This window comes from Streptomyces sp. NPDC051738 (genome assembly GCF_044453205.1).
GTDB lineage: Bacteria > Actinomycetota > Actinomycetes > Streptomycetales > Streptomycetaceae > Streptomyces.
On the sequence record NZ_JBITCM010000010.1, the window covers coordinates 23,353 to 31,134 of the forward strand.

A 7,782-nucleotide genomic window follows, 5' to 3' on the forward strand; every position below is an offset into this window, starting at 1 on the left:
TCGCGGGGTGGAGACGGCTCGGCTCTTCTTCGGTCTTGGGGCAGCACTCGTGGTCCCGTGGGGGCTGGGCTGGCAACGTGAGCGTCCCGGATTGAATGCTTTCTTCACGCTCGCCTATGGGGGTTATGCCATTGCTCCCTACATGGATGAGGCACGCCCCTGGCTCGCGCTCGGCGCTACCGCCCTGCTGGCCTTTGGGACGCTTCTCTGGCACCGCTCAGCGAGTACGCCGGTTCTGGGCTTCTCCATCACCCTGCCCCTGTCTGCGGGGCCCCCGGCAGGCACGAAGCGCCTTGGGATAGCTGCCTTCGGGGCGGCGGTGCCGCTGTCGGTGTGGGCGGCCGGTGCGCCCACAGCCGCCATGGGGGCTGACCTGCTGTCGAGTGACCGTACGGCTGTGTTCATGTCGGCCTTGCTCATGTCAGTGTTCGGCGGGGGGATGCTGGCACGGGCTGCCACGGTTCCCGTACGTCGGGAGATCGAGGCGCTGGAGGACAGCTCCGCCCGCGAGGCCGCCATGGAGTTCATGAGCGGAGGTCCGGCCATCGGCCTTCTGGAACGCGGGCTGCTGTTTGCCTTTCTCGCGGCCGGGCAGCCGGAGGCAGCTGCCCTCGTGCTCGCGGCAAAGTCGTTGGCCCGTGTACCGACGGCGGACCACGGCAAGCACGCGTCCGAGTACTTTCTGATCGGTACGCTTGCGAGCGTCATCGCGGCATTGGTGATGAGCATGGCTGCTCGCTCGGCTATAGGGCTGCCTGTCCTCTAGTAGACGCGGAGACTCCTTGGAACTGAGCGAGCATCCACTATTTCGTGAACTGTCCTCTCTCAATCTGCCGCCGACGGACTACGTGGTGGCGGGAAGCGGCCCACTGCTCGCGCATGGCCTACGGAGAGAGATCAGTGACCTCGATGTCGTTGCCAGGGGCGAAGCGTGGCGCATCGCCCTGAAGGCGGCCGACTCCGTGGCGGCGCCGTCGGGCCACGGCCGCAGTGTGCTGCTCTTCGAAGGGGGCATCGAGGTCTTCGATCGCTGGCTGCCGGGCTCGCGTGAGCCCGACGAGATGATCGAAGGCGCCGAGTGGGTGCAAGGATTTCCCTTCTGCCCGCTACGCGAGGTGCTGGCCTGGAAGGAGAGGCTTGGGAGGCAAAAGGATCAAGAAGACGTGAAGCTGATCCGCAACCACCTGGGGCACCCGGGTATATGAGCCGGCACCCTGCAAAAGCAGGGTGTGCGTGCCGATATCACGGAATCTTCCGGGTGGTGGCCGCCCTTGGCCGTCTCCGGCCCCCCTCTCGGGGTTATCTCCGGGTGCGACCCCGATGCCGTAATTGCCCGTTCGGCGGATGATGGAGGAACTCCGACCACTACGGGGGAGGTGCTCCATGACGTATCCGTCGTGGCAGCCTTGGCAGCCTTGGCAGCCGTCGCAGGGCGAGGGTGCCCCGCAGCGGTGGCAGGGCGGCAGTGCCCCGCAGCCGTGGCATGGGAGCGGCGTTCCGCAGCCCTGGCAGGGCGGTGGTGTGCCCGTGTCGTGGGCCGGCCCGGGCGGCTCGCAGATGCTTGCCTCGCATGCCGATCGTGAGCGGGCCGTGGATGTGCTCAGGGCGGGGTTCGGTGAGGGGCGGCTGGAGCATCCCGAGTTCGAGAAGCGGGTCGAGCGGGCGTATGCGGCTCGTACGGTGGGTGAGCTGGCGTTGCTCGTCGCCGACCTGCCGCTCGGGCCTGTGCCGCAGCCGGCGCCCGTCACGCCCGTGCCGCGGACCTTCCTGCCGGTGGCGCGGCCGCAGACCAACGGCAAGGCCGTCGGTTCCGCCCTGTGTGGCGTGCTGTGCCTCGTGAGCTTCGGGCTGACCGGTATTCCGGCCGTGGTCCTCGGGCACGCGGCGCGTTCCGAGATCCGCCGCACCGGGGAGGGCGGTGACGGGCTCGCCCTGACCGGGCTGGTGCTCGGGTGGCTGTCCACGGCGGGCTGGGCGGTGCTGGTGACGCTGATGTTCGTGGCCGCCGCCGTCTCCGCATAGCCTCGTGGGCGGGCGGTTGGCGGGGCGCGTGGGGCGGGGGCTGACGTGCTTGGATCGGGGAAACGAAGATCAAACACGTCGTGCGGTCTTGACATCGGCCGCATGGCGATGCGGGCGGGGTCCATTTGTTTTGACCGCAGCGAATGAGGTAGGTACGCTCAGACCTTGTGCCTGGGGTGTGCCCTGGCTCTTGTGCGTGCCTTCAACCGCATAGCGAGCCGTGAGCGGCCACCGTAATCTGTGCTCTTTTCGCCTCGCGGCGGGAGTCCGCCGATTCGACACACCCGACCGCGTGGGTCGGCGAATGTTCCAGGTTAGCTTCACCATTCGGCACACAGAAACCGGAGAAGTAGTGCCTACGATCCAGCAGCTGGTCCGGAAGGGCCGGCAGGACAAGGTCGAGAAGAACAAGACGCCCGCACTCGAGGGTTCCCCTCAGCGTCGCGGCGTCTGCACGCGTGTGTTCACGACCACCCCGAAGAAGCCGAACTCGGCCCTGCGTAAGGTCGCGCGTGTGCGTCTGACCAGCGGGATCGAGGTCACCGCTTACATTCCGGGTGAGGGACACAACCTGCAGGAGCACTCCATCGTGCTCGTGCGTGGTGGCCGTGTGAAGGACCTGCCGGGTGTTCGCTACAAGATCATCCGCGGTTCCCTTGACACCCAGGGTGTGAAGAACCGCAAGCAGGCCCGCAGCCGCTACGGCGCCAAGAAGGAGAAGTAGAAAATGCCTCGTAAGGGCCCCGCCCCGAAGCGCCCGGTCATCATCGACCCGGTCTACGGTTCCCCTCTTGTCACGTCGCTCATCAACAAGGTGCTGCTGAACGGCAAGCGCTCCACCGCCGAGCGCATCGTCTACGGCGCCATGGAGGGTCTGCGTGAGAAGACGGGCAACGACCCGATCATCACGCTGAAGCGCGCGCTTGAGAACATCAAGCCGACCCTCGAGGTCAAGTCCCGCCGTGTCGGTGGCGCGACCTACCAGGTTCCGATCGAGGTCAAGCCCGGTCGTGCCAACACGCTGGCGCTGCGCTGGCTGGTCGGCTACTCCCGCGCCCGTCGCGAGAAGACCATGACCGAGCGTCTGCTCAACGAGCTCCTCGACGCCAGCAACGGCCTCGGTGCCGCTGTGAAGAAGCGCGAGGACACCCACAAGATGGCCGAGTCCAACAAGGCCTTCGCGCACTACCGCTGGTAGTCGCTACCCCCATCGAGACCGAGAGAAGACCGAAGCCTTATGGCTACTACTTCACTTGACCTGGCCAGGGTCCGCAACATCGGGATCATGGCCCACATCGACGCGGGCAAGACGACCACCACCGAGCGGATCCTCTTCTACACCGGCGTCAGCTACAAGATCGGTGAAGTCCACGACGGCGCCGCCACCATGGACTGGATGGAGCAGGAGCAGGAGCGTGGCATCACGATCACCTCTGCTGCCACCACCTGTCACTGGCCGCTCGAGGACAACGACTACACGATCAACATCATCGACACCCCGGGTCACGTCGACTTCACGGTCGAGGTGGAGCGTTCGCTCCGCGTCCTCGACGGTGCCGTCACGGTGTTCGACGGTGTCGCCGGTGTCGAGCCGCAGTCCGAGACGGTGTGGCGTCAGGCCGACCGTTACGGCGTGCCGCGCATCTGCTTCGTGAACAAGCTGGACCGTACCGGCGCCGAGTTCCACCGCTGCGTGGACATGATCTCGGACCGCCTGGGCGCCCAGCCGCTCGTCATGCAGCTCCCGATCGGTGCCGAGGCCGACTTCAAGGGCGTCGTGGACCTGGTCCGCATGAAGGCGCTCGTGTGGTCCGCCGAGGCCGCCAAGGGCGAGATGTACGACGTCGTCGACATCCCGGCCACGCACGTCGAGGCTGCCGAGGAGTACCGCGGCAAGCTGATCGAGGGCGTCGCCGAGAACGACGAAGAGATCATGGAGCTGTACCTGGAGGGCCAGGAGCCCACCGAGGAGCAGCTGTACGCCGCGATCCGTCGCATCACCATCGCCTCCGGCAAGTCCAGCGACACCACGGTCACCCCGGTGTTCTGTGGCACCGCGTTCAAGAACAAGGGCGTCCAGCCCCTGCTCGACGCGGTCGTGCGCTACCTGCCGACCCCGCTCGACGTCGAGGCCATCGAGGGCCACGACGTGAAGGACCCCGAGCTGGTCGTCAAGCGCAAGCCGTCCGACGAGGAGCCGCTGTCCGCGCTGGCGTTCAAGATCATGAGCGACCCGCACCTCGGTAAGCTCACCTTCGTCCGGGTCTACTCGGGCCGCCTGGAGTCCGGCACCGCCGTGCTGAACTCCGTCAAGGGCAAGAAGGAGCGCATCGGCAAGATCTACCGCATGCACGCGAACAAGCGTGAGGAGATCGAGTCGGTGGGCGCCGGCGACATCGTCGCCGTCATGGGCCTGAAGCAGACCACCACCGGTGAGACGCTGAGCGACGACAAGAACCCGGTCATCCTGGAGTCCATGGACTTCCCGGCGCCGGTCATCCAGGTCGCCATCGAGCCCAAGTCGAAGGGCGACCAGGAGAAGCTGGGCGTCGCGATCCAGCGCCTCGCCGAGGAGGACCCGTCGTTCCAGGTCCACTCGGACGAGGAGACGGGCCAGACCATCATCGGTGGTATGGGCGAGCTGCACCTCGAGGTGCTGGTCGACCGTATGCGCCGTGAGTTCAAGGTCGAGGCGAACGTCGGCAAGCCGCAGGTCGCCTACCGCGAGACGATCCGCAAGGCCGTCGAGCGCGTCGACTACACGCACAAGAAGCAGACCGGTGGTACCGGCCAGTTCGCCAAGGTGCAGATCGCGATCGAGCCGATCGAGGGCGGCGACGCCTCGTACGAGTTCGTGAACAAGGTGACCGGTGGTCGTATCCCGAAGGAGTACATCCCTTCGGTCGACGCCGGTGCGCAGGAGGCCATGCAGTTCGGCATCCTCGCGGGCTACGAGATGACGGGCGTCCGCGTCACGCTCATCGACGGTGGCTACCACGAGGTCGACTCCTCCGAGCTCGCCTTCAAGATCGCCGGTTCGCAGGCCTTCAAGGAGGCCGCTCGCAAGGCCAGCCCCGTGCTGCTCGAGCCGATGATGGCCGTCGAGGTCACCACGCCCGAGGACTACATGGGTGAGGTCATCGGCGACATCAACTCCCGCCGTGGTCAGATCCAGGCCATGGAGGAGCGGGCCGGTGCTCGCGTCGTGAAGGGCCTCGTGCCCCTCTCGGAGATGTTCGGCTACGTCGGCGACCTCCGCAGCAAGACGTCGGGTCGCGCGAGCTACTCGATGCAGTTCGACTCCTACGCCGAGGTTCCGCGGAACGTCGCCGAGGAGATCATCGCGAAGGCCAAGGGCGAGTAACGCACTCCGCTTGCACGCTTTAGGCTTGACTCCGGAGCCTCAGGGGGCATTCCGTCACAATCGTGGCGGGAATGCCCCGGGGCCCGGGCTTTCCAGCAAAGATCACCTGGCGCCGATGAAGCAAGGCGTTCAGAACCACTCCACAGGAGGACCCCAGTGGCGAAGGCGAAGTTCGAGCGGACTAAGCCGCACGTCAACATCGGCACCATCGGTCACATCGACCACGGTAAGACGACCCTCACGGCCGCCATTACCAAGGTGCTGCACGACGCGTACCCGGACCTGAACGAGGCCTCGGCCTTCGACCAGATCGACAAGGCTCCTGAGGAGCGCCAGCGCGGTATCACCATCTCCATCGCGCACGTCGAGTACCAGACCGAGACGCGTCACTACGCCCACGTCGACTGCCCCGGTCACGCGGACTACATCAAGAACATGATCACCGGTGCTGCCCAGATGGACGGCGCCATCCTCGTGGTCGCCGCCACCGACGGCCCGATGCCGCAGACCAAGGAGCACGTGCTCCTGGCCCGCCAGGTCGGCGTTCCGTACATCGTCGTCGCCCTGAACAAGGCCGACATGGTGGACGACGAGGAGATCCTGGAGCTCGTCGAGCTCGAGGTTCGTGAGCTGCTCTCCGAGTACGAGTTCCCGGGCGACGACCTGCCGGTCGTCAAGGTCTCGGCGCTCAAGGCCCTTGAGGGCGACAAGGAGTGGGGCCAGACCGTCCTCGACCTGATGAAGGCCGTCGACGAGAACATCCCGCAGCCCGAGCGTGACGTCGACAAGCCGTTCCTCATGCCGATCGAGGACGTCTTCACGATCACCGGTCGCGGTACGGTCGTCACCGGCCGTATCGAGCGTGGTGTCCTGAAGGTCAACGAGACCGTCGACATCGTGGGCATCAAGCAGGAGAAGACCACCACCACGGTCACCGGCATCGAGATGTTCCGCAAGCTGCTCGACGAGGGCCAGGCCGGTGAGAACGTCGGTCTGCTCCTCCGTGGCATCAAGCGCGAGGACGTCGAGCGCGGCCAGGTCATCATCAAGCCCGGTTCGGTCACCCCGCACACCGAGTTCGAGGCCCAGGCCTACATCCTGTCCAAGGACGAGGGTGGCCGCCACACGCCGTTCTTCAACAACTACCGTCCGCAGTTCTACTTCCGTACGACGGACGTGACCGGCGTTGTGACCCTCCCCGAGGGCACCGAGATGGTCATGCCGGGTGACAACACCGAGATGAAGGTGGAGCTCATCCAGCCCGTCGCCATGGAAGAGGGCCTGAAGTTCGCCATCCGTGAGGGTGGCCGGACCGTGGGCGCCGGCCAGGTCACCAAGATCAACAAGTAAGTTTGTTGACCTGACCTGGTAGCTCCAGCGCGAGCTCCTGAAGGGGCCCGTACGACTTCGGTCGTACGGGCCCCTTTGCATGGAGTACCCCCGCAACCCGGGGCCCTCTCGGATGTGTAGGGGCCCGGGACTCCCGGGCCCCCAACAATGGGCTCAGCTGCCGTTGCCCTCAATGACGCAGAAGTCGACGTGGCTGATCTCGGGGGGCTGACCGCCAGGGTTGGTCGGCGGGATAAGTCCGGTGTCCATCGCAATGCCGTCGGGGAAGCTCGTCGGAGTGGAATTGGCGTCGTAGATGTAGCGGTTGGCGTCCGGCCCGCCCTTGACGGTGACCTGGCGGATCGCGAGGTTACCTGTGGTGTCGAAATTGACCTGGAGGAGATCGTCGCTGAAGTCGACGATAACCGTGCCGCTTTCGGCGCCAACGGTGACCGGGACGGTGGTGTCCACAGGCGGGTCGATCCTGAACGCCTCCGCGCCGTCGGGGCACGCCAGGGTTGGGTTGCCCGGCACGAAAACCGGGTTCACCGCCGCGGCCGCTGCGGGGCCGGCGGAGATGCCGATGGCCACTGCCGTGGTCAGGCCGATGCCGACCAGCTTCGCTCCCAGTCCCGCTCGTCTCGTTCCGGTCTTCGCTCGACTAGCTCGAGTGGCAACTCGCATTACGAGTACTCCTTCTTGTTCTGGGTGTACCGGACCTCGCGGCCTCTCGAGCCGCTTCTTTCGGCTGTTCGAGTGGTGATTCGCATCCGCTGCCGGGAATCTGATCATTTACACAATCAGACCGGCGTCACTCCCAGGCATTCCGCTTCCTAGGCTGTCCGGGTTTCAGAGCACCGGAAAGGACGAGCCCACGCCGGTCGGCAAGTCGGGTAAGTAGGACATACATGCAAAAAGCTTGATATAACAATGCAGTGGGGGGGGGGGGGGGCGCCCCAACCCCCCCCCCCCCCCCCCAAGGGGGGGGGGGGGGGGGGACGGGGAGAAAATAGGGCGGGCAAACAAACACGGGCCCGGGCGGCGGGGGGGCCCCCCCCCCCCCCCCC

8 protein-coding genes are annotated in these 7,782 nt (G+C 66.0%); 7 read left to right on the forward strand and 1 reads right to left on the reverse strand.

Annotation, left to right across the window (positions count from 1 at the left end; all coding sequences use genetic code 11):
- Positions 1 to 7: 7 nt before the first annotated feature.
- From ACIA8X_RS23550 to tuf, 7 genes are all read left to right on the forward strand, one after another.
- A complete protein-coding gene (locus ACIA8X_RS23550; protein WP_393453162.1) occupies positions 8 to 766 on the forward strand; it encodes a hypothetical protein in 759 nt (252 codons plus the stop codon).
- A 16-nt stretch (positions 767 to 782) separates the two neighbouring features.
- Positions 783 to 1,205 (forward strand): hypothetical protein, encoded by a 423-nt coding sequence (locus ACIA8X_RS23555; protein ID WP_393453165.1) that lies wholly within the window; start codon positions 783 to 785, stop codon positions 1,203 to 1,205.
- Between the two features lie 178 nt (positions 1,206 to 1,383).
- Entirely contained in the window at positions 1,384 to 2,022 is a 639-nt protein-coding gene (locus ACIA8X_RS23560; protein WP_393453167.1) for a DUF1707 and DUF4190 domain-containing protein, read from the forward strand.
- Positions 2,023 to 2,374: 352 nt separating this feature from the next.
- Positions 2,375 to 2,746 (forward strand): 30S ribosomal protein S12, encoded by a 372-nt coding sequence (gene rpsL, locus ACIA8X_RS23565; protein ID WP_003948652.1) that lies wholly within the window; start codon positions 2,375 to 2,377, stop codon positions 2,744 to 2,746.
- A gap of 3 nt (positions 2,747 to 2,749) precedes the next feature.
- Positions 2,750 to 3,220, forward strand: coding sequence for a 30S ribosomal protein S7 (gene rpsG, locus ACIA8X_RS23570; protein ID WP_003992340.1), 471 nt, complete (start codon positions 2,750 to 2,752; stop codon positions 3,218 to 3,220).
- A gap of 39 nt (positions 3,221 to 3,259) precedes the next feature.
- Positions 3,260 to 5,386 carry an elongation factor G gene (fusA, locus tag ACIA8X_RS23575; protein WP_393453170.1) on the forward strand — a complete coding sequence of 709 codons (2,127 nt, stop codon included), beginning with the start codon at positions 3,260 to 3,262 and terminating at the stop codon, positions 5,384 to 5,386.
- Positions 5,387 to 5,542: 156 nt separating this feature from the next.
- A complete protein-coding gene (tuf, locus tag ACIA8X_RS23580) occupies positions 5,543 to 6,736 on the forward strand; it encodes an elongation factor Tu (RefSeq protein WP_062706810.1) in 1,194 nt (397 codons plus the stop codon).
- A 153-nt stretch (positions 6,737 to 6,889) separates the two neighbouring features.
- On the opposite strand, the gene ACIA8X_RS23585 is transcribed toward tuf, so the two are convergent.
- A complete protein-coding gene (locus ACIA8X_RS23585; RefSeq protein ID WP_393453173.1) occupies positions 6,890 to 7,399 on the reverse strand; it encodes a hypothetical protein in 510 nt (169 codons plus the stop codon).
- Positions 7,400 to 7,782: the final 383 nt, after the last annotated feature.

Bases quoted from the DNA above. Each gene is read 5' to 3' on its own strand.
- ACIA8X_RS23560 (WP_393453167.1), top strand. From the start codon at position 1,384: ATGACGTATCCGTCGTGGCAGCCTTGGCAGCCTTGGCAGCCGTCGCAG.
- rpsG (WP_003992340.1), top strand. From the start codon at position 2,750: ATGCCTCGTAAGGGCCCCGCCCCGAAGCGCCCGGTCATCATCGACCCG.
- fusA (WP_393453170.1), top strand. From the start codon at position 3,260: ATGGCTACTACTTCACTTGACCTGGCCAGGGTCCGCAACATCGGGATC.
- ACIA8X_RS23585 (WP_393453173.1), bottom strand. From the start codon at position 7,399: ATGCGAGTTGCCACTCGAGCTAGTCGAGCGAAGACCGGAACGAGACGA.